Origin of the sequence: Leeuwenhoekiella sp. A16 (assembly GCF_047946675.1) — a bacterium.
Lineage (GTDB): Bacteria > Bacteroidota > Bacteroidia > Flavobacteriales > Flavobacteriaceae > Leeuwenhoekiella.
This window is the reverse complement of record NZ_CP172313.1, coordinates 1,777,482-1,802,730: the sequence shown is the minus strand read 5'-3', so window position 1 is coordinate 1,802,730 and position 25,249 is coordinate 1,777,482. Positions and strand designations below refer to the sequence as shown.

Below are 25,249 nucleotides of genomic sequence, written 5' to 3'. Positions count from 1 at the left end.
TAAGGAGGTTTTTATATACGCATCATATACAAATTTAAAGGAATGCATTGAGCTTTGCAGTATTTTTGTGTAATGAATACAAGTGCTGAAATTCAGTTGCCCGTTAGAAAGATAATCCACGTTGATATGGATGCTTTCTATGCTTCTGTAGAGCAACTTGACAATCCTGAACTTCGCGGGAAACCAATTGCTGTAGGTGGCGGTTCACAACGCGGCGTTGTAAGTGCTGCAAGCTATGAGGCCAGAAAATATGGTGTGCGTAGCGCAATGGCAGGTACAATTGCCAGAAAATTATGCCCTGAACTTATATTTGTAAAGACCAGATTTGATCGCTATCGCGAAATAAGCAGCCAGATACGAGCCATATTTTTTGAATATACGGATCTGGTAGAACCACTTTCTCTTGATGAGGCTTACCTTGACGTAACAGAGAATAAAAAAGGCAACCCAAGCGCAAGCCTTATCGCCAAAGAAATAAGAAGAAAAATAAAAGAAAAGACCGGTTTAAATGCTTCGGCAGGTATTTCAATAAATAAGTTTATTGCGAAAGTTGCCAGCGATGTAAACAAACCTAACGGACAAAAAACTGTAAATCCTGAAGAGGTGATTCCCTTTTTAGAAGAACTGGAAATTAGAAAGTTCTATGGCGTAGGAAAGGTGACAGCAGAGAAAATGTACCAGCTGGGCATTTTTACCGGCAGAGATCTTAAAACTAAAGATCTAACTTTTCTGCAGCAAAATTTTGGCAAAAGTGGCGCACATTATTACCATGTCGTACGCGGCATTCATAACAGCGTTGTTAAACCTGACCGAATAAGAAAGTCTCTGGGTGCAGAGCGCACATTTTCAGAAAATATTTCTTCTGAAGTATTTATGATAGAAAGACTTGAAAATATTGCCGAGGAGATAGAGCGTAGACTTATAAAAACACCTGTAGCCGGCAAGACAATTACTTTAAAAATAAAGTACAGCGATTTCACCCTAAAAACAAGAAGTAAAACTTTGCCTTATTTCGTAAGAAATAAATCTATAATTCTTGAAGTGGCAAAAGAATTACTCTATCAGGAAAAACTTCTTAATTCTGTACGTTTGCTGGGGATTACCCTGGCCAACTTAAATACTGAAGAAAAAGAAGAATCTCCCGCTGTAGAGGAAATCGCTGTTCAATTAAAATTTGATTTCTAGTTATTTGTTATTTCGCGTACACGCAATGTATTAACCATGCCTTGCTCTGTCATTGGCATAGACGCTAAACTAATTACCATATCACCTTTCTTAACATAACCGCGTTTCTTAGCAATTCTATTTACGTCGCCTACAGTTTCATCTGTAGATACAAACTTGTCATAATAGAACGCTTTAACGCCCCAAAGCAGGTTTAAACGCGATAAAATCGTCTTATTTGAGGTGAAAACCAGAATGTGTGCATTAGGTCTCCATGCTGAAATCTGGAATGCCGTATAACCACTGTTAGTTAAAGTGGTAATCGCTTTCGCCGAAATTTCATTTGCCATAAGAGCTGCGTGATAACAAACAGCTTTAGTGATGTATCTTTTTGTACGTATGTGCGGTGGCTCATGAGGTACATGAATTAATGGTGAATCTTCAACACTCATTAAAATTGAAGCCATTTTCTCAATCACCTGCACAGGATATTTACCTACAGATGTCTCACCACTTAGCATAACTGCATCTGCACCATCCATAACAGAGTTTGCCACATCGTTAACCTCTGCTCTTGTAGGAGTAAGGCTATCTATCATGGTTTCCATCATTTGGGTAGCGATAATTACCGGTATTCTGGCTTGTTTCGCTTTAAGCACTAATTGCTTTTGAATAAGCGGTACTTCTTCTGCAGGAATTTCTACACCCAGATCACCACGTGCAACCATTAAACCGTCGCTATATGCTACGATTTTATCAATGTTTACTACAGCTTCTGGTTTTTCTATTTTAGAAATAATAGGGATCTTGTAAGCTGAATGCTTTTTAATTAGCTCCTGCAATTGCATAAGGTCTCCCTCATGTCTTACAAATGAAAGTGCCATCCAGTCTACCTCCTGCGAGATCGCAAAAATTGCGTCCTCAATATCTTTTTCGGTTAATGCAGGTAGTGAAATATTGGTATTAGGTAGGTTCACGCCTTTACGAGAACGCAATGGCCCACCTTGTATAACAACTGTTTCTACTTCATGCTCGTGGTCTGTTTTAAGAACCTCAAATATTAGTTTACCATCATCGAGTAAGATACGCTCGCCTTTTTTTACATCACGAGGAAACTCCTTGTAATTCATGTAAACTCGCTCTTTTGTACCTAAAAACTCTTCTGCAGTAGAAAAAGTAATAATATCACCGGGATTCACTTCTACTTCTTCTTTCATTTTCCCAACACGCAGTTTAGGACCCTGAAGATCTGCCAGGATAGAAGTATTGTACCCAAATTCTTCACTTAACTCTCTAATCATCTTTATACGCTCCTTTACATCTTCATAATCTGCGTGAGAGAAGTTTATTCTAAATACATCTGCTCCCGCTTTGATCATTGAATGCAGGACTTCTTTAGTACTTGTGGCGGGACCTAATGTGGCCACAATTTTGGTCTTTTTTCTATCTGGCATTATTCGAATATTAAATTTTTTTTAGATTTTAATTGGTTTACCTCTACCTCGTATGCTGTTACGATCTGGGGTATCTGGTTTAAGTTTGCCATTAAAGCAGCTTTGGCAAAAGTATTAGAATCAGTCTCTATTTTCAGCAAAAAATCTGCCTTTTTAAATTCTGGCAGCAAATTTATTGATTTATAATGTGCATGTGCATTAGATTGAAACAGTCCGTTACTACTTGTAACTCCATTGCTGGCCGTTTTGCACTTGTTACTTACAAGGCTGTAATCAATGTAATTTCTTGAATCATTATACTTAAAAAGTGGAAAAAGTGCAGAGTAGCCCGTTTCTTTATAATCTATGTCATTGCGGGTACGTTCTAGGTGTAAACCTGCATATTTATTAATTAAAAAAGCAAGACGATAATCTTCTAACGAGCAGTGTATTGCAACTACCGTAAAGTCATACTCAAGTGCGTCATCTAATAATAACATTACAGTCGCCATACTTTATAATAGGAGTTAAATATAGGTAAAGTAATAAATAAAAACTGACCCTGAATATTAAGATTTAAACAGGATTTGTCTGTTATCTAATTAAACTGTTGCACATCTATTTTATTCTGAAATGCATAATATGCGCGTTTTGCAGCCTTTTCTTCTGCTTTCTTTTTTGAGGTAGCTCGAGCTTTAGCAACTTGCTTATTATCTATAGTTAGTTTAACCGAAAAGTGTTTTACCAGATCAAGACCGTTGTCTTCGTATGTATTAAAGTTGAATGATTTCTTTTCTTTCTGGCACCATTCTATAAGCATACTTTTATAACTTATAACCCTGCCTTCAAGCATTTCTATATCAACATAGGGATCTACAACGCGTTTATATATAAATTTCTTCACATAACTATAACCGCGGTCTCTGTAAATCGCCCCTATTAATGCTTCAAAGAGGTTGCCGTGAATATTTGCACCAAAATTCTCTTTAGGAATTGCAGACCTCACAAGATCGAGCAAATGCAGATCTCTTCCTAACTCATTGAGGTGTTCACGACTTACAACCTTAGATCTCATTTTAGTAAGATAGCCCTCGTCACCATGCCCCACTTCATTAAATAAATGGGCGGCTATAACCGCGCCCAGCATAGCATCGCCTAAAAATTCAAGACGCTCATAATTTAAAGAGTGCCCTTTTTTATTTTTCAGGTTTAATGATCTATGTGTAAATGCTTCTTCATAAGGGCCAATATCTTTTGGCTTAAAGCCAATGATTTTTTCGACCACTGCAAAAAAATTCCCGCTCTTTTCAGAACGGGAATTAAATATGTTGCGAATAGCATTCATATAGTACTAATCGCTTATTTTTTTAAAAACGACACAAGCATTATGACCTCCAAAGCCAAAGGTGTTACTCATAGCAACATTGACTTCTCGTTCCTGCGCCTTGTTTAAAGTAAGGTTTAATGAAGAATCAATATTTTCATCTACAGTACCATGATTTATGGTAGGCGGCACAAGGCTGTTCTTCATTGCAAGAATTGAAGCTATTGCTTCAATTGCTCCTGCAGCTCCTAACAGGTGTCCCGTCATTGATTTTGTAGAATTGATATTGATATCTTTAGCATGATCTCCAAAAACGTTAGTAATTGCTTTTAACTCTGCTACATCTCCTAACGGTGTAGAAGTACCATGTGTATTGATAGCATCTACATCTTCTGGTTTTAAATTTGCATCGCGTAAGCAATTTAACATAACGCGCTCAACGCCTATACCATCAGGATGAGGAGCAGTCATGTGATAAGCATCACTAGACATACCGCCACCTAATAATTCAGCATAGATCTTTGCTCCACGGGCTTTAGCGTGCTCATATTCTTCAAGAATAAGAGCTCCTGCTCCTTCTCCTAACACAAACCCATCACGGGTAGCATCAAAAGGTCTGGAAGCAGTCTCTGGACTTTCATTACGGGTAGAAAGGGCATGCATCGCATTAAAACCTCCCATACCGGCCATAGTTACTGCGGCCTCACTCCCTCCTGTAACAATAACATCACAATGTCCTAAACGTATATAGTTTAAGGCATCTATCATTGCATTTGCAGAAGAGGCACAAGCAGAAACAGTGGTGTAATTAGGCCCCATAAAACCATGTTTTATAGAGATGTTACCCGGTGCAATATCTGCGATCATTTTAGGTATAAAGAAAGGATTGAATCTTGGTGTGCCATCGCCATTAGCAAAATTTATAACCTCATCTTGAAAGGTTTCTAAACCGCCAATTCCTGCACCCCAGATAACACCAACCCTAAATTTATCTACCTCATCCAGATCAATACCAGCATCTGCTATTGCCTGATCTGAAGAGACCATTGCATACTGAGCAAACCTATCTAGTTTTCGGGCTTCTTTCCGGTCAAAGTAGTCGAGAGCATTAAAGTTCTTAAGCTCGCAAGCGAATTTTGTTTTGAACTTGTCTGCGTCGAAATAGGTAATTGGGGCGCACCCACTCTTCCCTGAACGCAATCCGTCCCAATATTCTTCAATATTGTTACCGATAGGTGTTAACGCTCCAAGACCGGTTACTACAACTCGCTTTAACTCCATAAGGTGTACTGCTTACTTCTTACTTTGCGTTTTCAATATAGGAGATAGCTTGCCCTACCGTCGCAATGTTTTCAGCTTGATCGTCTGGAATCTGGATATCAAATTCTTTTTCAAACTCCATAATAAGTTCAACTGTATCTAATGAGTCTGCTCCTAAGTCATTAGTGAAGCTAGCTTCAGCAACGACTTCGTTCTCATCAACGCCTAATTTATCTACGATGATGGCTTTTACTCTTGATGCAATGTCTGACATAATCTTTAAATTTAATTTTTAATTAAGTGGCAAAAATAGCAAACTTTATGTTATCACCATTCCTAACCCCAAAAATGTGTACGTAATTTAATGATTTAAAATCAAGATTTGACAGATTACCTTTCAAAAAGTTAATAATAATTCTTTGTTTTGTAGCTTCACAAACACTCCCCATGCAGCTATGAAACGTATCGTGATATTTGCCTCTGGCGACGGGACAAACGCTGAGCGCATTGTAACTTATTTTAGAGAAAAACAGACTGCAGAAGTGGTCTTAATCCTATCTAATAAAGCAGATGCTTTTGTTTTAAAACGAGCCAATAAATTTAACATAAGTGCCTTCTATTTTAATCGCACTGCGCTCTATGAGACAGAAAATGTATTAGACCTGGTTAAAAACGCAAATCCAGACTTAATAGTTCTAGCCGGTTTTTTATGGTTATTCCCAACTAATATTCTTGAAGCATTCCCAAATAAGGTCATAAACATTCACCCCGCCCTTTTACCAGACTTTGGTGGCAAAGGCATGTATGGCCATCATGTACACAATGCTGTTATCGCTGCAGCGAAAGAAGAATCTGGCATTACTATACATTATGTGACTAATGAATATGACAAAGGCTCTACAATTTTTCAGGCAAAAACGGCAATAACAAAAGAAGATACTCCTGAAACACTTGCCCAAAAAATTCACCAGTTAGAATACAAAAACTTCCCTGTAGTGATAGAAAACCTCCTTTTAAGCTCAAAAAATGGCTAAAAAAGAAAAATTCTATGTGGTATGGCAGGGCAAACGCCCCGGCATTTATAATAAATGGAACGATTGTAAAGCTGCCATTACAGGATATAAAGGAGCGCAGTATAAATCATTCTCAACTTTCGCTGAAGCGAAAAAAGCATACAATGGCAACTACAATGATTATAAAGGTAAAACAACACCTAAAATTGTCGACAAAGAACTGCTGGCGCGCATAGGCGAACCTAATTACAACTCAATTGCAGTAGATGCGGCGTGTAGTGGCAACCCCGGCATTATGGAATATCGCGGTGTAGAAACTAAAACTGCAAAAGAACTTTTTAAAGTTGGCCCTTTTAATCAGGGAACAAATAATGTAGGTGAATTTCTCGCACTGGTACACGGTCTTGCCTTTCTAAAGAAGAAGAACAGCAACCTTATTCTCTATTCAGATTCTCGCATCGCAATAAGCTGGGTGCGGCAGAAAAAATGTAAGACAAACCTAAAAGAAACCGCTGTTAATAAAACTATTTTTGACCTTGTGCGCCGAGCCGAAAATTGGTTAAAAACAAATACTTACAGCACGCCCATTGCTAAATGGGAGACAAAGGTATGGGGAGAGATTCCCGCAGATTTTGGGCGAAAATGATTTCGCACTTCAAAACTTCATAATTACATATTCGGATTGCAAAAGTGTATATTTGCAAAAATTTTTTGAATGAGCAAACTTTTGATTGTAGGCACCTGTGCCTTTGATGAAATTGAATCCCCTTTTGGTAAAACCGGTAAAATTTTAGGAGGTGCCGGCACTTTCATCGGGCTGGCTGCATCGCAGTTTAATGTAGACCCGGCTATAGTCTCTATTGTAGGAGACGATTTTCCACAAGAATATATCGATATTTTAGCTAATAAAGGCATTAATCTTGACGGTCTTGAGATCGTTGAGGGTGGAAAAACTTTTTTCTGGAAAGGTCTTTATCACAATGATCTTAATTCACGCGATACTTTAATAACAGAATTGAATACGCTGGCAGACTTTAATCCTAAAGTACCAGAAGCATATAAAAATTCTGACATAGTTATGTTAGGAAATCTGCATCCTTTAGTCCAACTAAGTGTGTTAGATCAAATGAATGCAAAACCTACGTTGGCAATTCTTGATACGATGAACTTCTGGATGGATAATGCTCTTGAAGATCTTAAAAAAGTAATTGCTCGTGTAGATGTTATTACAATTAATGACGCAGAGGCGAGACAGTTAACAGGAGAATATTCTCTTGTAACAGCTGCCCAAAAAATACACAAAATGGGACCTCAGTTTGTGGTGATAAAAAAAGGAGAGCATGGTGCTTTATTATTTAAAGACGAGCAAATATTCTTTGCCCCTGCTTTACCTTTAGAAGAGGTTTTTGATCCTACCGGCGCTGGCGACACCTTTGCAGGTGGTTTTGCCGGCTACATTGCAAGTACAGGAGATCATTCTTTTGAGAATATGAAACGAGCAATAATTTATGGCTCAAATCTTGCTTCCTTTTGTGTTGAGAAATTTGGCACAGAGCGGATGCTACATTTAACACAAGAAGAAATTAACAAGCGGCTGCTAAGGTTTAAGAGTCTTACGCAGTTTGATATTAAATTATAACCCCGCGCCCCAAAAATTTTGGGGCGTAATTTATTTATAGAGTTATGAGTGACGGTATTAAACATGAATGCGGAATTGCGGTTATTCGCCTTTTAAAACCTCTTGAGTACTATAAGGAGAAATACGGTAGTGCTTTTTACGGGGTCAACAAGATGTATCTAATGATGGAAAAACAGCACAACCGCGGTCAGGATGGTGCGGGTTTTGCCAGTATTAAACTAGATATGAAACCCGGTGAGCGCTACATAAGCAGACAGCGTTCTGTTGCGCAGCAGCCCATACAGGATATTTTTGCACAGATAAATTCACGCATCAATGACACATTAGCCGAAGCTACTCCAGAACAGGCAAATGATGTGGCATGGCAGAAGAGACATGTGCCTTACGTGGGCGAATTACTTCTGGGTCATGTGCGCTATGGCACTTTTGGTAAGAATAGCGTTGAGAGCGTTCATCCATTTTTGCGTCAAAACAACTGGATGCACCGTAACCTTATCGTTGCAGGTAACTTTAATATGACAAACGTATTTAAGTTGTTTGACAAATTGGTATCGCTGGGACAACATCCTAAAGAGAAAGCCGATACTATTACTGTGATGGAGAAGATTGGGCATTTTCTGGATGACGCTGTAGCGAAAGTTTACAAAAAGCTAAAAAAAGAAGGTTATTCAAAATTTGAAGCTTCACCACAGATCGCAGAGCGTCTAAACGTAGGTAAAATCTTAAAAAGAGCTTCAAAAGACTGGGATGGTGGCTATGTAATGGCCGGTCTATTAGGTCATGGAGATTCTTTTGTACTTAGAGATCCCGCAGGTATACGCCCTGCCTATTACTACAAAAATGATGAGATTGTTGTTGTAGCCAGTGAAAGACCGGTTATACAAACAGTATTCAATGCTCCTTTTGATGAAGTCATAGAGCTTGATCCCGGGCATGCGATTATCATTAAAAAAAGCGGAAAAACTTTAATAGAACAAATACAAGAGCCACTTGAGCGAAAAGCCTGTTCTTTTGAAAGAATATATTTCTCAAGAGGTAGTGATGCAGAAATTTACCAGGAACGTAAACTTCTGGGCAAACTTCTAATGCCAGAAGTGCTTAAAAGTATAGAGCACGATACGCAAAATACTGTTTTTAGTTACATTCCTAATACTGCAGAAACATCATTCTATGGTATGGTAGAAGCTGCACAGGAGGAACTCGACAAGCAAAAAATGGCTGAAATCCTAAGCCGAAAAGATACTCTTGACGAAGCTGGCCTACACGATATCCTGTCGTTAAAATTGCGAACTGAGAAAATAGCAATTAAAGATGTTAAGCTGCGTACCTTTATTACAGAAGACAGCAGCAGAGACGATCTTGTCGCACACGTTTACGATGTCACTTATGGCGTTGTTAAACCATCAGATACTTTAGTTATTATAGATGATAGTATTGTACGCGGTACTACACTTAAAAAGAGTATCATAAAAATGTTATCTAGACTTAATCCTAAAAAGATTGTTGTTGTCTCATCTGCACCACAGATTCGCTATCCAGATTGCTACGGCATCGATATGGCGCGTTTACAGGATTTTATCGCATTTAGAGCCGCAATAGATCTTCTTGAAGAACAAGGTAAGGAGGAGCTTATTGACATTGTTTATGAAAAATGTAAAGCTCAGGTAGATTTTGAAGATAAAGATGTGACCAATTATGTAAAAGATATTTACGCACCATTTACAGATGAAGAAATATCTGCAAAGATCGCAGAGCTTTTAAAAGATGAAACCATTAAACCAGAAGTAAGTGTTATTTATCAAAAGGTTGATAATCTACATAAAGCATGTCCTAAAAATTTAGGTGACTGGTACTTTACAGGAGACTACCCAACCCCTGGTGGTAACCGCGTTGTTAACCGTTCTTTTATCAATTATGTAGAAGGAAGTGTAGCAAGAGCATACTAAAACAGCATATTTTTGTGTACTTAATCTAAAAATTGGGCCGTTAGTCTAAAAGTTTTGGAAACTCGTAGAGTACTCCTTTATATTAGCAGAGCCATAGCATAAGTAGGTTAAGTTCATGGTAGATTTGGGGCAAAAAAGGTGGATCTTTCCACCTTTTTTATTTGGTCTAAATTGAAGCTAATTCTACAGTAGCGACTCAACTGATACTTCGTCATTCCTTAATCAAATCATACGTTTGCTTCCTAACGACCCGACTATTCTGCAAGAAACATTTCAATATCACTTCTGCTTTCAACTTATATAAGTAAAGTTTAGCAAAAGCCCTAAAACAAAAAGTCCGATCAATGACCGGACTTTCATATTTAAAAGGTTTTAAACTTTTATTTATTCTGAGCATATCTGCTGGAAACCTCTTCCCAATTAATTACATTAAAGAAAGCTTCAATGTAAGCAGGGCGTTGATTTTGATATTTTAAATAATAAGCATGTTCCCAAACATCAAGACCTAAGATTGGTGTACCACCACATCCTACATCTGGCATTAATGGGTTATCCTGATTTGCTGAAGAGCAGATCTCAAGTTTTCCGCCTTCATGTACACAAAGCCACGCCCATCCTGAACCAAATCTTGTTCCGGCAGCTTTGGTAAATTCATCCTTAAATGATTCAAAAGAACCAAATGCACTGCTAATAGCCTCAGCAAGTTCACCTGTAGGCTCCCCACCACCATCTGGAGACATAATTTCCCAAAAAAGGTTGTGGTTATAATATCCACCGCCATTATTTCGCACGGCAGTGTTAGTCATATCAAGATTTAAAAGAATATTCTCAATGGTTTTACCTTCTAAGTCTGTTCCTTCTATAGCTGCGTTAAGCTTGCTTGTATATCCTGCGTGATGTTTATCATGATGTACCTCCATAGTTTTTGCATCTATATGAGGTTCTAATGCATCTTTCGCATATTTTAATTCTGGTAAGTCAAATGCCATTTTATGAGTATTTACGTTAATTATTTATTTAGTTGGTTACCAAAGTTAAGCATAGTTGCCCGTGTAAAAAACCGTCTACTGTTATAATACTCTTAACTTTTAACATTAGTCTCTTTCTTTTTATTATTTATATTATTTTATATGGGTTTTGCTATCTTCGGGACTATGCAACTACCAGCTATCTCTATCTACAATGCTTCTGCCGGCGCGGGGAAAACATTTGCCCTCGTGCGCAATTACCTAATTATACTTTTAAAGAGTAATAATGAATTTAAATACCGAAATATACTTGCGATAACTTTCACTAACAAAGCGGTTGCTGAAATGAAATCTCGCATTATTAAAAACCTTCAGGAATTTAGTGAACCTACGATCGCGGAATCTCCCACTGCCATGTTTAACGAAATATCGGGCGCAACGGGCTTAAAATCGGAAGAAATCATCAAAAAATCGGAGCGAATTCTTAAAAATATTGTTCAGGATTACGCCTCTTTTGATGTTGTTACCATAGATAATTTTACACATCGTATTATACGCACATTTGCTTATGATCTTAGAATCCCGCAAAATTTTGAAGTTGAGCTAAACACGACAGAAGTTCTGGAGCAGGCTGTTGATAATCTTATAGAGAAAGCCGGAGAAGACAAACTCGTGACGCCTGTGCTTCTTGATTATGCATTAGAAAAAACAGACGATGATAAAAGCTGGGATATTTCTAAAGATCTTTACGATATTGGCAGATTACTTCTCAGCGAGAACGACCGCAGCTTTCTACAACTCTTAAAAGGAAAGTCACTACAGGATTTTTCAGCTTTAAAAAAGCATTTAGTTGATAAGATCAGAACGGTTTCTGAACACGTTAAAATAACAGCAACACAAACTCTCGAGTATATTGAACAACAAGGCTTAGAACCTGCAAATTTTAGTGGTAAATATCTCCCTAAAGCTTTAGAAAAGTGCTGTGACGGTAATTTCAACATAAACTTTCAGGCAGGATGGGCGCTTAATATTGAGAACCAGCCTTTGTACACAAAATCACAAAAGCAGCATATAAAAGCTATTATAGATGAAGCGGCTCCCACAATAGTGCGCGCTTTTAAAATCATACAGCATAATATACTTCAGATTTTACTTTTTGAAGAACTTTTAAAAAAACTTACTCCGTTATCGGTATTACAAGCTATAAATAACGAAGTACAAAAAATAAAGGCTGAAAAAAATCTCATTCTAATTTCCGATTTTAATGAACTTATCAATAAGAATATCGCCGGTCAACCTACGCCATTTATTTACGAAAGACTGGGCGAGCGATATCAACATTATTTTATAGATGAGTTTCAGGACACTTCGGTTCTACAGTGGGAAAACATGATTCCGCTGATTGATAATGCCGTGAGCGCAGAAAAAAAAGACGATATTCTCAACAGTCTTATGCTTGTGGGTGACCCAAAGCAAGCCATTTACAGATGGCGGGGCGGTTACGCAGAACAGTTTATCAAGCTCTCAGGTGATCACAACCCTTTCCAAAATCAAAATAAAGAAAGAATAGACCTCGAGTCTAATTACAGAAGCTATTCTGAGGTAATAAACTTCAATAATTCGTTATTTACGCAAGCTGCTGCCAGCCTTGAATTTGCAGATTATTCTAAGATTTACATCGAAGGCAATAGCCAGAAATTCAACGCAAAAACCGGCGGTTATGTTTCCATTTCTTTTGTAGAGGCAAAGACTAAAGAAGAAGCTATACCTCTTTATCTGGAGCAAACTTTAGCCCTTCTAGATGAAGCCAAGGTCAATTTCGCTTTAAGCGAAATATGTATTCTTGTGCGTAAAAATGATGAAGGTGTGGCTATTGCCCAATTTCTGCAGGAGAATAACATTCCTGTTGTTTCTAACGAAAGCCTTTTGATCAATCAATCTGCACAGGTACGGTTTATTGCTGCTGTATTACAATTTATTCTGCAACCAGATTCATCTGAGATTAGCATACAGATTTTAGAATATCTCGCTCTTGATCTCCTAAAATTAAAAGAACCGCATGAGTTTTATAGTTCACACCTTAAGCTAACAGGTCAACAGCTTTTTATAGCATTACAAGATTACAATATTGACTTTGATCTCGATCGTTGTGCACTATTGCCGCTTTATGAGGCCGTAGAATATATAATTAGATCGTTTGATCTTACAGACGGAGGTTCTCATATTCAGTTTTTTCTTGATAACGTTTTTGATTATACCCAGAAGAATGAGGCAGGAATTCATGGGTTTCTGGACTGGTGGGAAAAGAATAAAGAGCGTAAAAGTATAAGCACACCGCCTTCTACAAAAGCGGTGCAGGTGATGACAATTCATAAAGCTAAAGGCCTCGAGTTTCAGGTAGTAATTTATCCGTTCGCAGAAAGCGATCTATATCCAAGATCTGATAATACTAACTGGTATCGAACAGATCCCGAACAATTCTTAGGTTTTGAAACACTGCTTTTAAGTCAGAAAAAAGAATTATTGAATATTGATGAAAACACTGCTGCTCTTTACAATGCAAAAAGACAACAGCAACAACTTGACAACCTCAATATATTATATGTAGCACTTACACGAGCAGTCGAGCAACTTTATATTGTGTCTCGCTGTAGCGAAAGAAGCAAACCCGGCACAGAACCCACAACCTTTGCAGACATTTTAATTAACTATCTCGATGAGGCAGGACTTTGGAAAGATGATGCGAGATTATTTGATTTTGGTACTAAAAATCGCATTTCTAAACCCGAAAATCAGGCAAAAACCGATGAAAACCTCGATATTATCTCATCTGCAAAAGAAGAGCACAACATAATTGTGGTTACTCAGGCAGAACAATTATGGGATACTGCACGACAACAGGCAATATCTACTGGTAATATCATTCACGATATCATGGCTCAAATAGAAACCAGAGCTGAAATAGAAAACCAACTGGAACTGGCATATAAATCAGGCTTCATCACAGCAGAAGAACTGCCACTTCTCAAAAGAAATCTGCTGGGTCTAACATCGCGGCTTGAGGAAGAAGGCTTCTTTAATAAATCACACCATATATATAATGAACGTGACATATTATACCAAGGCGATGTACTACGGCCAGACCGTGTCGAGACAGATGTATCTAAAAAAGCATATTTATTAGATTATAAGACGGGAGCTCCTAACGATGCTCATAAAAACCAAATAAGTGGTTATGCAATAGCATTAGCAGATATGGGTTTTAAAGTAGAAAAAAAGGTAATTGTTTATCTTAACGAAGCGGAGCAACTCTTGGTTTTATAAGCCCTACATTTTACCACAATAAGGAAGTATAGACCGTATAGTTATTCTAATTTTCACAGAAAGCAAAATCTTAAAATAGCAGGGTTGTTAACATAATGGGCTTGAAAAGCTAACGCCGTTTTAAGACTTCAAAAAAGCGGGTGATTTTAAACGAAAATCTCTGAAAATCATTGATTAAATAGGTTATAACAGTATCTTATAACAGGCATTGTTTTAATAAAATTTTATTACTTTTAGCTTTGTTCATAATTTTTAACAACTTACTTTTGCTCTAATTAACACTTAAAATTAACTTTTGAATATGAAAAATCTTAGCAGATTACTATTGTTCGCTGCGCTAGTATTTTTAGGAACTAGTTCTGCGAATGCACAAGACGAAGATAATCCATGGGGAATTTCGATAGGCGTGAATGCCATTGACACTTATCCAGTTGGAGATGCTTTTCCAGACTTAAGAGGAGAATTCCTTGACGAATTTTACAATGTAGATGATCACTGGAATATTCTTCCTTCAGTATCAACACTTTCTGTAGGTCGTTATATAGGTGATGGCTTCGTATTAGGTGTACGTGGTTCTGTAAACAAATTAGACAAATTAGGAGATACAGAGGCTGATGATTTAGCATATTATGCTGTTGACGGTATGATCTCTTATAGCTTCCGCGACGCTCTTTTTGGCGAAGGTGGTTGGTTTGATCCTTACCTAGGAGTAGGTGGTGGTTACACATTTATTGGTGACATGTCTAGCTTTGGTACTGCAAACGGAACTGTAGGTCTTAAAATCTGGCTAAGTGAATCACTTAACTTAAACCTAAGCTCTACTTACAAGCATGCATTTGAAGATAGCTATACTAAGCACATGCAACACACTGCAGGTATTGGTTTCGCTTTTGGCGGAAAAGATACAGACGGTGATGGTATCTATGACAAGAATGATGAGTGCCCAGAAACTCCTGGTCTACCAGAATTCAACGGTTGCCCTGATACAGATGGTGATGGTATAAAAGATTCTGAAGATAACTGTCCTACAACTGCTGGTTTACCAGAATTTAACGGTTGTCCTGATACAGACGGTGACGGTATCGCAGATCCAGATGATGAGTGCCCAACTGAAGCTGGTACAGCTGCAATGAACGGTTGTCCTGATGCTGATGGTGATGGTGTTAAAGATGCAGATGATAACTGTCCTAATGAGGCTGGTCCTGCTGCTAACAACGGTTGTCCTTACGAAGATAAAGATAACGATGGTGTATTAGACAAAGATGATGAGTGCCCAGAAGTTGCTGGTACTGTTGCTAACAACGGTTGTCCTGAAGTAACTGTAGAGGTTCTTGAAGAAATCAACGTTCAAGTACGTTCAGTATTATTTGATCTTAACAAAGCAACTATCCGTCAAGAGTCTTACGAAACTCTTAACCAAGTAGCTGAAACTATGAAAGAATACTCTAATACAAGATTCTTAATAGAAGGTCACACAGATAGTACTGGTAGCGATAAGTATAACATGGAACTTTCTGACAAGCGTGCTGCTTCAGTACGTGAGTACTTAACAAGCCAGGGTATCCCTGCAGATCGTTTATCTTCTCAAGGTTTTGGTGAGACAAGACCAGTTGCAAGCAACGCTACTGCTGCCGGAAGACAGAAAAACAGAAGAGTTGAGCTTTCTCTTATAGAAGAATAATTCTATAAATAGAAACCATAATATTTGAGAAAACGCCCTGATTAATCAGGGCGTTTTTTATTTTTAGTCTATGATAACATTCATAGAAGAAGTACTAGATGATGTCTTAAAAAATCATTCTGATGTCACTCAACTTACATTTATACTTCCCTCTAAACGAGCAGGAACATTCCTAAAAAAGAAGCTAGCCGCTAAGCTTCATACCTCTACATTTTTACCACGCATACTTGCGATCGAAGACCTAATTGCAGACATTTCAAAACTGACTCTGGCGACTTCTACCCAGCTACAGCTGGAACTATACCATATTTACAGGCAGGAAAACGCTCAAAATTCAGATTCTTTTCTAGAATTTCTTGGTTGGGGACAAACATTAATAGGTGACTTTAATGAGATTGACAGATATCTAATTCCCACTCACGATTTCTTTAATTATCTCACAGCCGTGAAAGAACTCAACCATTGGTCTACAGATGAAACACCATCAGATCTGGTTACTAATTATCTCTCATTCTGGCGCGCAATAGAAAAGTATTACCATAGCTTCTCAACACACCTACGCGAAAAAGGCATCGGTTATCAAGGCATGCTTTATAAAGAATCTGCACGTAAAACAGATCATTATGCTTCTAAGCAAACTGGCTTTTTTGTCTTTGCAGGTTTTAATGCACTCAATGCTGCAGAGCAAAAAATTATACAGTCATTTCTTAATATTGATAAAGCCGAAATCTACTGGGATATAGACAACAAATTTCTCAATGACGAGAAACATGTCGTCAATACGTTCATCAAAGATTATCGCAAAAACTGGTCTTATTATAAGAACCACGATTTTAAAGGCAGCTCTTCGTATTTTGAACAGTCTAAAAAAATTAAAGCCGTTGCCGTTTCTCAAAACATTGGGCAGGTAAAATATGTGGGGCAATTATTAAAAGATCTCAGCAACCAGGAACTTACTGAAACAGCAATTGTTTTAGGCAGTGAGACACTCCTATTGCCATTGCTTAATTCGCTGCCAGAAAATGTAAAGAACCTCAATGTCACAATGGGTCTGCCGCTTAATCAGGTTCCTGATGCAGCTTTTTTTGAGAACTGGTTCACAATGCAAATTAACTCGCGAGACGGGCACTTTTTCTATAAAGATGTTCTTGCCTTATTAGGACAACCATATACTCAACTTTTGTTACAAGGCCAACATCAACATCTAAGAGATCATATTTTAAAAAATAATCTCATCTACATTACTCAAACCGACTTTGAGCAGATCTGGAACAACCCCCAGACTAAGGCAACGAAGTATTTATTCAGTCCGTGGCAAAATAAGATATCTCAAAGTCTCAACAGTGTACTTTTATTGATCAATGAGATTAAAGAAATACTTCTGCCGCAAAAAAACTGGATTCAGCTTGAATACCTCTATGCCTTTCTTAAAATATTTGAACAACTTAAAAATCTTTGTTTAGACTACAACTACATCAATGATATAAAAACGCTACAGCGCTTTTATAAAGAGTTGCTGGCGGTAGAAACAGTAGATTTTAAAGGAGATCCTTACACTGGCCTACAGATCATGGGTGTGCTTGAATCACGTGTACTTGATTTTAAAAACATTATTGTCACTTCGCTAAATGAAGGTGTACTTCCTTCTGGTAAGAGTCAGAACAGCTTTATTCCTTTCGATCTTAAATTAGACTATAAACTACCTACTTATCGCGAGAAAGATGCAGTTTATGCCTATCACTTCTTCAGATTACTGCAAAGAGCATCAAACGTGCATTTGTTATACAACAATCAGGCAGACGGCTTAAATAGTGGTGAGAAAAGTAGATTTCTCTTACAGCTCGCCACAGATAAAAATGCGGTGTACAACTTCACAGAATCATCAGCGAGTGCAAAAGTGACATTGCACAAACACGAGCTTAAACAGATCGATAAGACACCGGCAATAATAGAGGCTTTAAAAAAACATGCTAACTACGGCTTGTCTCCGTCAGCATTGACCACATATATACGCAACCCTATTGATTTTTACTACAAATATGTTTTGGGTATAAATGAACTGGATGATGTTGAAGATATTGTGGCTTACAATACGCTTGGTACAATTGTTCATCAGGCTCTGGAAGAATTATATACGCCTTATCTAAATACGATTTTATCTAAAGAAATTCTTCTTAAGCTTTTAAAATTAGTACCGCAATTTGTGGAAGATCAGTTTGCTAAAGAATATAATCTGGCAAACATCAAAACAGGTAAAAACCTCATCATTTTTCATGTAGCTCAGCAATTTGTAAAGAATTTTATTAAATCTGAAATAAGCCAATTAGATGCCGGTAACGAGATCATTATTAAAAGTCTTGAGAAAAAATACAAAGTCCCGTTTACCGTTGGCGATACCACGATACACTTAAAAGGAACTGTAGATCGCATAGATCGTTTTAACGGAACAACACGCGTTTTAGACTATAAAACCGGCAAAGTAATCGCTGGAGAATTAAAAATTTCTGAATGGGAATTATTAACTTCAGATTATAAAAAACACGGTAAGGCTTTTCAGGTTCTGTGTTATGCCTTGATGCTCTCAAAAGAATCAGATTCTCATCAGGACGTTGAAGCAGGCATAATTTCATTTAAAAATCTTAGCGCCGGTTTTATGAGTTTTGAAGAAAACAGGAATAAGCTTATTTCAAAAGAGATATTATTAAAATTTGAAGAACATTTACAATCATTGGTTGTAGAAATTCTCAATATCGACATCCCATTTATTGAGAAAGAAGTTTAAAAACCCGGGTTTATAGGCTAAAAATCGCTTTTCTAGGCTAAAAAACTGGCTGTAGAATTCTAATCTGGGGTGAAAATTCAGCATTCAAACCAGTGGTAAATTATTACTTGCATGAATACAAAAAAGACAAGACACTTTTAAAGTTGGTTAAAGGGCATTTACATTTAAGTTTTGTACTTTTCTAGCATATTACGCAGGTGAATATTTATAAATTGAATATGACCAAACAACCTGAAAAACCAGTATAATTTGAGCGTATTTCGCTCGTTATTAACCGAATTTAAGCCTGCGAATACAAATCAATTTACATTTATGAAATTGAAACAAACCAGCACACAATTATCAAATCTCTTATCTGGATCACTGCCAGATAAAACGTTTAACTGGCTCGAAGAAAAAATTGAACTTGTTGCCAGAGAAAAATCTACTAAAGAGCTTTTTCTAACGTACAGCTTACTTTCTTCTAAAATTGATAAAACGCAGGAAGTGGTCTATACCACATCTACAGACCTGGTGAAATACCTGCAGAATCATGATGCAAATTATCTTGAAATTAGCAGGTTGTATTTACTGGTTAAAATACTTGAGATAGATCCTGATTTTTTCACACCCAAGGTCGCAAATATCATTCAGGTGGCAGACAAGACTGAACTGGCAACATTTTTAAGATATCTGGCAATTTTGCCTAATGCCAAAGATTTTAAGCATACTGCTGTAGATGCTTTACGCACAAATATAGCATCGGTTTTTAATGCGATTGCACTTAAGAATCCGTATCCGGGTTTATATTTTTCTGAAAAGCAATGGAACCAGATGTATCTTAAAACTGCTTTTATGCAGGGCGATCTTTCTCAAATAGAAGATGTTGATGATCGTGCAAATGCTGATCTTGCAAGAATAATTTCAGACTATGCACATGAACGCTGGGCGGCGGGTCGTGAGATTGAACCGTATTTCTGGAGACCTGTTTCAAACTTTATAGAAGGTGAACTTTATAAAGACATGCAACATTTACTGGCAAGCGAGAACAAGATCGAGAATAAAGCAGCAGCTTTATGTTGTTATTATTCAGAGAAAAAAGAAGCAAAAGAGTTAATACAAAATCACCCAAATCTAAAAAGCCAGATCGAGAATAAAGATCTAAACTGGCAAAACTTAAAAGATCAATAATGGAAGATAAAATGAAATTTATAGATCCACACGTGCACATGACCTCTAGAACGACAGATGATTATGAGGCAATGGCAGCAGCGGGTATTGTGGCGATAATAGAACCATCTTTCTGGCTGGGACAACCCAGAACTCAGGTAGGTTCATTTCAGGATTATTATAGCAGTCTGGTAGGCTGGGAACCTTTTCGCGCAAGCCAATTTGGTATACATCACTATTGCACAATTGGTCTCAATTCTAAAGAGGCAAACAATGAAGCTTTAGCAGAGCAGGTGATAGAATTGCTCCCTCTATATGTGCATAAAGAGAATGTTGTCGCTATTGGCGAAATAGGTTATGACGACCAGACAGAAGCTGAAGATAAGTATTTTAGAATGCAGCTTGATATGGCTAAAGAGCTTGACATGACAGTACAAATTCATACGCCACATCGCGATAAAAAAGCAGGCACCATTAAAAGTATGGAGGTTTGTCTTGAACATGGTCTTGACCCTGCAAATGTGATCATAGACCACAACAATGAAGAAACTGTAAAAGAAGTGCTAGATCGTGGTTTTATCGCTGCTTTCACTATTTACCCCAATACAAAAATGGGCAATGAGCGTATGGTAGAAATTGTTAAACAATATGGTAGTCATCATATAATTGTAGACAGTTCTGCAGACTGGGGAGTAAGTGATCCGCTTTCTGTGCCTAAAACTGCTTCACTCATGTTGAAACGTGGTATTGCAAGAGAAGATGTTATTAAAACGTGTTATCAAAATGCTTTAGATGCTTTTGGTAAAAACGGAAAAATGAATGAAAGCGTGTGGAAGGACAAAGAAGGTATTGATCAAACCGAACTTTTTAATGATAATAGTGTGCTACGCGGTCAAAAACCTCGCGTAGATAATGATAAGATTGTTTAAATGAACCCGGTTTTAAAAGGATATTTAAGACTCACCCGCCCGGCAAATTTACCTACAGCTGCTGCAGATGTTATTGCAGGTATTGCTATAGCAGGTTTATTTATTGAGCCAGACACTTTTTATGTCTTGATTAATGAAGTGATTGCTCTTGTACTCGCTTCGGTGTGTTTATATGCCGGTGGTGTGGTTCTAAATGACTTCTTTGATTATGAGTTAGACGTTGTCGAGCGTCCAGAAAGGCCAATCCCCAGCGGATTAATAAAACTTAAAAACGCCGCGATTTTAGGTGGTTTTTTACTGTTTTTAGGGGTTTTTCTGGCGTTTTTTGTAAATGCTTTGTGTGGCTTTATTGCTTTAGCTTTGGCTATAGCCATATTACTTTATGACAAGTTTGCTAAACACAATGCTTTTTTAGGACCTGTAAATATGGGCGTGTGCAGAGGTTTAAACTTACTTCTGGGTATCGCCATTTTAGGAGAACTAAATCACTGGTATTTCTCTATCATACCTATTTTATACATTGCCGCAATCACACTTATAAGCCGTGGTGAAGTACATGGTGACAATAAGAAACATATAATTCTGGCAGGTTTATTATACGCCGTTGTAATATGCGCGATTACAGGACTATTCCTGAGTCATGATCACAACATCCTGCCTGCCATTCCGTTTATAATCCTATTTGCAATTATGATCTATAGGCCGCTTATAGCTGCCTATAAAGAAAATTCTCCTCAAAATATTAAAAAAGCCGTAATTGCAGGAGTGCTATCGCTTATAATCCTTGATGCCTCTGTGGCTGTAGGATTTTCTCAATGGTGGTTAGGCATTGCTGTTTTACTGTTATTGCCGTTATCTATGTTATTATCAAGATTATTTGCGGTTACTTAAAAATTTCAAATTATGAACTTTACCCCAATAGAACAAACGTTCACTATAAAGTACGATTATAAATTACACTTTACTCAGGGACTCTTTAATCAGGAGAATGCACTATTTGTAGACCTTATTAAAGCCTACAAACCCAATAAAAAAGTAAAGTTGCTCTTTGTGATCGATGATGGTGTAAAATTTCACCATCCTGATCTTGATAGCCAGATAGCTGCTTACTGTAAAAAGTATGATTCTCAGCTGCAGCATACTGCAACTATTGTTGTTAAAGGCGGCGAAAGCAGTAAGAGCAATCCTGCACATGTAGAAGAAGTTATAGAAGCGATTAATGAAAACAAGATCTGCAGACATTCTTTTGTAATCGCAATTGGCGGTGGTGCACTGGTAGACATGGCGGGTTATGCAGCAACAATTGCACATCGCGGAGTAAAATTAATTCGAATTCCAACGACTGTTTTGGCTCAAAACGATGCTGCAGTTGGCGTAAAAAATAGCGTAAATGCTCTTAATAAAAAGAACTTTTTAGGAACGTTTGCAACTCCATATGCGATTATCAACGACAGTGATTTTTTGCTTACTTTAGAATTTCGTGATTGGATCTCAGGTATTGCAGAAGCTGTAAAAGTTGCCCTAATTAAAGATAAATCGTTCTTTGAAGAGGTAGAAAATAATGCTTCCGCTTTATGCGAAAGAGAAATGGAGCCCATGCAGCATCTTATTTATAGATGTGCGCAACTTCACATGCATCACATTGCACAGGGTGGCGACCCTTTTGAAAGCGGTTCTTCCAGACCTCTCGATTTTGGTCATTGGGCTGCACACAAACTGGAAGCCATAACAAATTATAACGTGCGCCACGGTGAAGCTGTAGCTATAGGTATGGCGCTAGATCTAACTTATGCACATCTTATTGGTCTAATTGAAGAAAGTACTTTAAAACGCATCATTAAAGTTTTAGAAGAAGTAGGATTCAGTTTAGGTATTCCGCTTGATAGCGAATTGCAATACGAAGAACTTCTAAACGGCATCGAAGAGTTTAGAGAGCATTTAGGCGGTGAACTTACGATAACCTTGATTTCAGAAATAGGTGTAAAACACGATGTGCACGAGATCGATTATGGTAAAATGCGCCAAGCAATGAGCATGCTCAATGAATTCAGCACCAATAAATTATCTGTTTAAATGCTGGTAAACAATAAATTTCATCTTACCTATTGTACAAATGTTCACCCTGGCGAAAACTGGGATCTCACATTTAAGAGCCTTAAAGAATACGTTCCCGGCATAAAAAATAGCCTAACAGAAGATAAATTCGGGCTGGGACTGCGATTATCAAATAAAGCAAGCGAAGAACTGGGCACCGGCGATGTGCTTAATGGTTTTAAAAAGTGGCTTGATGATAATGATATCTATGTGTTTACTATGAATGGTTTCCCTTACGGGAATTTTCATAATGAGCGCGTTAAAGATCTGGTTCACGCTCCAGACTGGACTACAGATGAGCGTGTGATTTATACTAAACGCCTTGCAGACCAACTAGCGATATTGCTGCCTAACGATCTTGATGGTGGCATTTCAACCTCTCCCATAAGTTACAGACATTGGCACAAAACAGAAGATGCCACAAACAATGCTTTTGAAAAAGGCGCAGAAAATCTAAGTCAGCTTATTGTGCATTTACATGAGCTTGAAGAACGCACAGGTAAATACATACATCTAGATATTGAGCCAGAACCTGACGGAATGCTGGAGAATAGCGATGAATTTTTACAGTTTTTCAGCGATTATCTTTTACCTATAGCTATAGATCATTTAAAGCAGGAATTAGGAAGCGACTCGCGCAAGGCGAAAGAACTTATTTACCGGTACATCACCATTTGCTATGATGTTTGCCATTTTTCTCTGGCGTATGAAGAACCTAAAGAAACCCTTCAAAAGCTAGCAGAAAACGGGGTAAAAGTGGGTAAAATCCAGGTGAGTTCTGCATTAAAAATTTTGTTTAACAAAGGTGACAATGAGGAAATTTGGGAAACACTGGCCCAGTTTAATGAGCCCGTTTACCTGCATCAGGTAACCCAGTTAATTGATGGCAACGTAAAAACCTTTAACGATCTGCCCGATATTTTAGCTAAAAAAGCCGATTTTGAGGAGCTGCGGGCACATTTTCATGTTCCACTATTTTTAGAAAAATACGGAGCACTTTACTCAACACAAGATCACATTTTAAAAGTTATAGCGTACTTAAAAGATCATGCGGTAACAAATCACCTTGAAGTAGAAACCTATACCTGGGATGTGCTTCCGGCAGAATTAAAGACAGATCTGGGTGAGTCTATAACAAGAGAATTAGGATGGCTAACCGAAAAACTATGAAGAAAACAGTCGTTATAAATATTGTAGGGTTAACACGCAGACTCATAGGCGACCACACGCCTTTTATAAAATCATTTTTAGAAAAAGGCAGTTCTGCAGTCATAGAACCCGTTCTTCCTGCCGTAACCTGCTCTACGCAATCTACCTACTTAACAGGTAAATGGCCATCTGAACATGGTGTTATAGGTAACGGCTGGTTTAATAAAGAGCAGCAGGAAATTCAATTTTGGAAACAGTCTAATAAACTGGTAGAAAGTGAAAAAATCTGGGAAAAACTAAAAAAAATCGACCCAACTTTTACTTGTTCTAATATGTTCTGGTGGTACAATATGTATTCTAGCGTAGATTACAGTGCCACACCGCGACCTAATTATCTGGCAGACGGCAGAAAGATTCCAGACTGTTACACGTATCCTTCAGAGTTGCGCGATACGCTACAGAGTGAGTTAGGCACATTCCCGTTGTTTTCTTTCTGGGGACCAAAAACTTCTATAAAATCTACTCGCTGGATAGCTGATGCTTCTATACGAACAGATGAAATGCACGACCCAACGCTCACGCTGATTTACCTTCCACATCTGGATTATAATTTGCAAAAATTTGGTTTAGATTTTAGTATAATAGGCAAAGACCTCAACGAAGTAGATGCAGAGGTCAAGAAACTTGTAACCTATTATGAACAGAAGAATGCAAACATTATTCTACTTTCAGAATATGGCATTACAGATGTAAATAACCCAATACACATCAATAGAATTCTAAGAAAAGAAGGTTATCTCGACATACGCATTGAGCGCGGCCTCGAACTTCTGGATGCAGGTGCCAGCGATGCGTTTGCAGTTTCAGATCATCAGATCGCGCATGTATACCTAAAAGATATTTCGCTTAAAGCGAAAATAAAAGATCTATTAAAAAAGGTTGATGGTATTGAGCAGGTTCTAAGCGATGAAGAACTTGAGAAGGCGCATATTGATCATGATCGCTGCGGAGATATAGTTGTGGTTGCCGATAAGAATTCATGGTTTACCTATTACTTCTGGGAAGATGACAACAAAGCTCCAGATTATGCGCGTATGGTAGACATTCACAAAAAACCGGGTTATGATCCTGTTGAATTATTGACAGACCCCAACGATAAATTAGTTATGCCAAAAGTAGCGTTGAAGTTACTCAAGAAAAAAGCCGGTTTTCGTTCAGTTTTAGATATTATTCCGTTAGATGCGAAATTGGTAAAAGGCTCGCATGGCCGCAAACCAGAGGAGGTTGATGATTATCCTGTTTGTATAACGAATAAATCTGCCGCATTTAACAAACCTGCTTTGCAACCCACACAGATTTTTGAAATTATAGAGAATCATGTCTTAAATACATAG

20 protein-coding genes are annotated in these 25,249 nt (G+C 37.8%); 14 read left to right on the top strand and 6 right to left on the bottom strand.

Annotated features, from left to right (window positions below; genetic code table 11):
- Positions 1–72 precede the first annotated feature (72 nt).
- Entirely contained in the window at positions 73–1,185 is a 1,113-nt protein-coding gene (gene dinB, locus ACH3O9_RS07700; RefSeq protein ID WP_416445936.1) for a DNA polymerase IV, read from the top strand.
- Here dinB and pyk read toward each other — a convergent pair.
- The 5 genes from pyk to ACH3O9_RS07675 all read right to left on the bottom strand — a co-directional run bounded on the left by pyk (position 1,182) and on the right by ACH3O9_RS07675 (position 5,455).
- Entirely contained in the window at positions 1,182–2,618 is a 1,437-nt protein-coding gene (gene pyk / locus ACH3O9_RS07695; RefSeq protein ID WP_416445934.1) for a pyruvate kinase, read from the bottom strand. The two genes, dinB and pyk, sit on opposite strands and share 4 nt — an antisense overlap.
- On the bottom strand, positions 2,618–3,109 hold the full coding sequence (locus tag ACH3O9_RS07690; protein WP_416445932.1) for an IPExxxVDY family protein: 492 nt from the start codon (positions 3,107–3,109) through the stop codon (positions 2,618–2,620). Before ACH3O9_RS07690 ends, pyk begins: the two co-directional genes overlap by 1 nt.
- Positions 3,110–3,195: 86 nt before the next feature.
- Positions 3,196–3,942: a ribonuclease III gene (gene rnc / locus ACH3O9_RS07685; RefSeq protein WP_416445930.1), complete on the bottom strand. Its 747-nt coding sequence runs from the start codon at positions 3,940–3,942 to the stop codon at positions 3,196–3,198.
- A gap of 6 nt (positions 3,943–3,948) precedes the next feature.
- Complete coding sequence (gene fabF / locus ACH3O9_RS07680) at positions 3,949–5,202, bottom strand: beta-ketoacyl-ACP synthase II (RefSeq protein ID WP_416445928.1); 1,254 nt, start codon at positions 5,200–5,202, stop codon at positions 3,949–3,951.
- 19 nt (positions 5,203–5,221) lie between these two features.
- Positions 5,222–5,455, bottom strand: a complete 234-nt coding sequence (locus ACH3O9_RS07675) for an acyl carrier protein (protein WP_416445926.1) — start codon at positions 5,453–5,455, stop codon at positions 5,222–5,224.
- 181 nt (positions 5,456–5,636) lie between these two features.
- Between ACH3O9_RS07675 and purN the strand changes: the two genes are divergently transcribed.
- From purN to ACH3O9_RS07655, 4 genes are all read left to right on the top strand, one after another.
- Positions 5,637–6,215 (top strand): phosphoribosylglycinamide formyltransferase, encoded by a 579-nt coding sequence (gene purN, locus ACH3O9_RS07670; protein ID WP_416445924.1) that lies wholly within the window; start codon positions 5,637–5,639, stop codon positions 6,213–6,215.
- Positions 6,208–6,840 carry a viroplasmin family protein gene (locus ACH3O9_RS07665; RefSeq protein WP_416445922.1) on the top strand — a complete coding sequence of 211 codons (633 nt, stop codon included), beginning with the start codon at positions 6,208–6,210 and terminating at the stop codon, positions 6,838–6,840. Before purN ends, ACH3O9_RS07665 begins: the two co-directional genes overlap by 8 nt.
- A gap of 69 nt (positions 6,841–6,909) precedes the next feature.
- A complete protein-coding gene (locus tag ACH3O9_RS07660; protein ID WP_416445920.1) occupies positions 6,910–7,833 on the top strand; it encodes a PfkB family carbohydrate kinase in 924 nt (307 codons plus the stop codon).
- Between the two features lie 44 nt (positions 7,834–7,877).
- The gene (locus ACH3O9_RS07655; RefSeq protein ID WP_416445918.1) at positions 7,878–9,779 is read left to right on the top strand and encodes an amidophosphoribosyltransferase; all 1,902 of its coding nucleotides are present in this window, start codon (positions 7,878–7,880) and stop codon (positions 9,777–9,779) included.
- 380 nt (positions 9,780–10,159) lie between these two features.
- On the opposite strand, the gene ACH3O9_RS07650 is transcribed toward ACH3O9_RS07655, so the two are convergent.
- Positions 10,160–10,768, bottom strand: a complete 609-nt coding sequence (locus tag ACH3O9_RS07650) for a superoxide dismutase (protein ID WP_416445916.1) — start codon at positions 10,766–10,768, stop codon at positions 10,160–10,162.
- A gap of 165 nt (positions 10,769–10,933) precedes the next feature.
- Here ACH3O9_RS07650 and ACH3O9_RS07645 point away from each other — a divergent pair, with 165 nt between their 5' ends.
- From ACH3O9_RS07645 to ACH3O9_RS07605, 9 genes are all read left to right on the top strand, one after another.
- A complete protein-coding gene (locus tag ACH3O9_RS07645; protein ID WP_416445914.1) occupies positions 10,934–14,071 on the top strand; it encodes a UvrD-helicase domain-containing protein in 3,138 nt (1,045 codons plus the stop codon).
- 301 nt (positions 14,072–14,372) lie between these two features.
- Positions 14,373–15,752 (top strand): OmpA family protein, encoded by a 1,380-nt coding sequence (locus ACH3O9_RS07640; protein WP_416445912.1) that lies wholly within the window; start codon positions 14,373–14,375, stop codon positions 15,750–15,752.
- A 70-nt stretch (positions 15,753–15,822) separates the two neighbouring features.
- Positions 15,823–18,534 carry a PD-(D/E)XK nuclease family protein gene (locus ACH3O9_RS07635; protein WP_416445910.1) on the top strand — a complete coding sequence of 904 codons (2,712 nt, stop codon included), beginning with the start codon at positions 15,823–15,825 and terminating at the stop codon, positions 18,532–18,534.
- Between the two features lie 312 nt (positions 18,535–18,846).
- Positions 18,847–19,704 (top strand): EboA domain-containing protein, encoded by an 858-nt coding sequence (locus tag ACH3O9_RS07630; RefSeq protein WP_416445908.1) that lies wholly within the window; start codon positions 18,847–18,849, stop codon positions 19,702–19,704.
- Complete coding sequence (locus ACH3O9_RS07625) at positions 19,704–20,612, top strand: TatD family hydrolase (RefSeq protein ID WP_416445906.1); 909 nt, start codon at positions 19,704–19,706, stop codon at positions 20,610–20,612. The genes ACH3O9_RS07630 and ACH3O9_RS07625 overlap by 1 nt, the downstream gene beginning before the upstream one ends.
- Positions 20,613–21,503 (top strand): UbiA-like protein EboC, encoded by an 891-nt coding sequence (gene eboC / locus ACH3O9_RS07620; RefSeq protein WP_416445904.1) that lies wholly within the window; start codon positions 20,613–20,615, stop codon positions 21,501–21,503.
- 12 nt (positions 21,504–21,515) lie between these two features.
- Complete coding sequence (locus tag ACH3O9_RS07615; RefSeq protein ID WP_416445902.1) at positions 21,516–22,685, top strand: 3-dehydroquinate synthase; 1,170 nt, start codon at positions 21,516–21,518, stop codon at positions 22,683–22,685.
- Positions 22,686–23,876: a metabolite traffic protein EboE gene (eboE, locus tag ACH3O9_RS07610; RefSeq protein ID WP_416445900.1), complete on the top strand. Its 1,191-nt coding sequence runs from the start codon at positions 22,686–22,688 to the stop codon at positions 23,874–23,876. It abuts the gene before it with no gap.
- Complete coding sequence (locus tag ACH3O9_RS07605) at positions 23,873–25,249, top strand: alkaline phosphatase family protein (protein ID WP_416445898.1); 1,377 nt, start codon at positions 23,873–23,875, stop codon at positions 25,247–25,249. Before eboE ends, ACH3O9_RS07605 begins: the two co-directional genes overlap by 4 nt.

Bases quoted from the DNA above. Each gene is read 5' to 3' on its own strand.
- ACH3O9_RS07630 (WP_416445908.1), top strand. From the start codon at position 18,847: ATGAAATTGAAACAAACCAGCACACAATTATCAAATCTCTTATCTGGA.
- ACH3O9_RS07675 (WP_416445926.1), bottom strand. From the start codon at position 5,455: ATGTCAGACATTGCATCAAGAGTAAAAGCCATCATCGTAGATAAATTA.
- ACH3O9_RS07645 (WP_416445914.1), top strand. From the start codon at position 10,934: ATGCAACTACCAGCTATCTCTATCTACAATGCTTCTGCCGGCGCGGGG.
- ACH3O9_RS07660 (WP_416445920.1), top strand. From the start codon at position 6,910: ATGAGCAAACTTTTGATTGTAGGCACCTGTGCCTTTGATGAAATTGAA.
- ACH3O9_RS07650 (WP_416445916.1), bottom strand. From the start codon at position 10,768: ATGGCATTTGACTTACCAGAATTAAAATATGCGAAAGATGCATTAGAA.
- fabF (WP_416445928.1), bottom strand. From the start codon at position 5,202: ATGGAGTTAAAGCGAGTTGTAGTAACCGGTCTTGGAGCGTTAACACCT.
- eboC (WP_416445904.1), top strand. From the start codon at position 20,613: ATGAACCCGGTTTTAAAAGGATATTTAAGACTCACCCGCCCGGCAAAT.
- purN (WP_416445924.1), top strand. From the start codon at position 5,637: ATGAAACGTATCGTGATATTTGCCTCTGGCGACGGGACAAACGCTGAG.
- ACH3O9_RS07615 (WP_416445902.1), top strand. From the start codon at position 21,516: ATGAACTTTACCCCAATAGAACAAACGTTCACTATAAAGTACGATTAT.
- ACH3O9_RS07655 (WP_416445918.1), top strand. From the start codon at position 7,878: ATGAGTGACGGTATTAAACATGAATGCGGAATTGCGGTTATTCGCCTT.
- ACH3O9_RS07665 (WP_416445922.1), top strand. From the start codon at position 6,208: ATGGCTAAAAAAGAAAAATTCTATGTGGTATGGCAGGGCAAACGCCCC.
- eboE (WP_416445900.1), top strand. From the start codon at position 22,686: ATGCTGGTAAACAATAAATTTCATCTTACCTATTGTACAAATGTTCAC.
- ACH3O9_RS07625 (WP_416445906.1), top strand. From the start codon at position 19,704: ATGGAAGATAAAATGAAATTTATAGATCCACACGTGCACATGACCTCT.
- ACH3O9_RS07640 (WP_416445912.1), top strand. From the start codon at position 14,373: ATGAAAAATCTTAGCAGATTACTATTGTTCGCTGCGCTAGTATTTTTA.
- ACH3O9_RS07605 (WP_416445898.1), top strand. From the start codon at position 23,873: ATGAAGAAAACAGTCGTTATAAATATTGTAGGGTTAACACGCAGACTC.
- rnc (WP_416445930.1), bottom strand. From the start codon at position 3,942: ATGAATGCTATTCGCAACATATTTAATTCCCGTTCTGAAAAGAGCGGG.
- dinB (WP_416445936.1), top strand. From the start codon at position 73: ATGAATACAAGTGCTGAAATTCAGTTGCCCGTTAGAAAGATAATCCAC.
- pyk (WP_416445934.1), bottom strand. From the start codon at position 2,618: ATGCCAGATAGAAAAAAGACCAAAATTGTGGCCACATTAGGTCCCGCC.
- ACH3O9_RS07690 (WP_416445932.1), bottom strand. From the start codon at position 3,109: ATGGCGACTGTAATGTTATTATTAGATGACGCACTTGAGTATGACTTT.
- ACH3O9_RS07635 (WP_416445910.1), top strand. From the start codon at position 15,823: ATGATAACATTCATAGAAGAAGTACTAGATGATGTCTTAAAAAATCAT.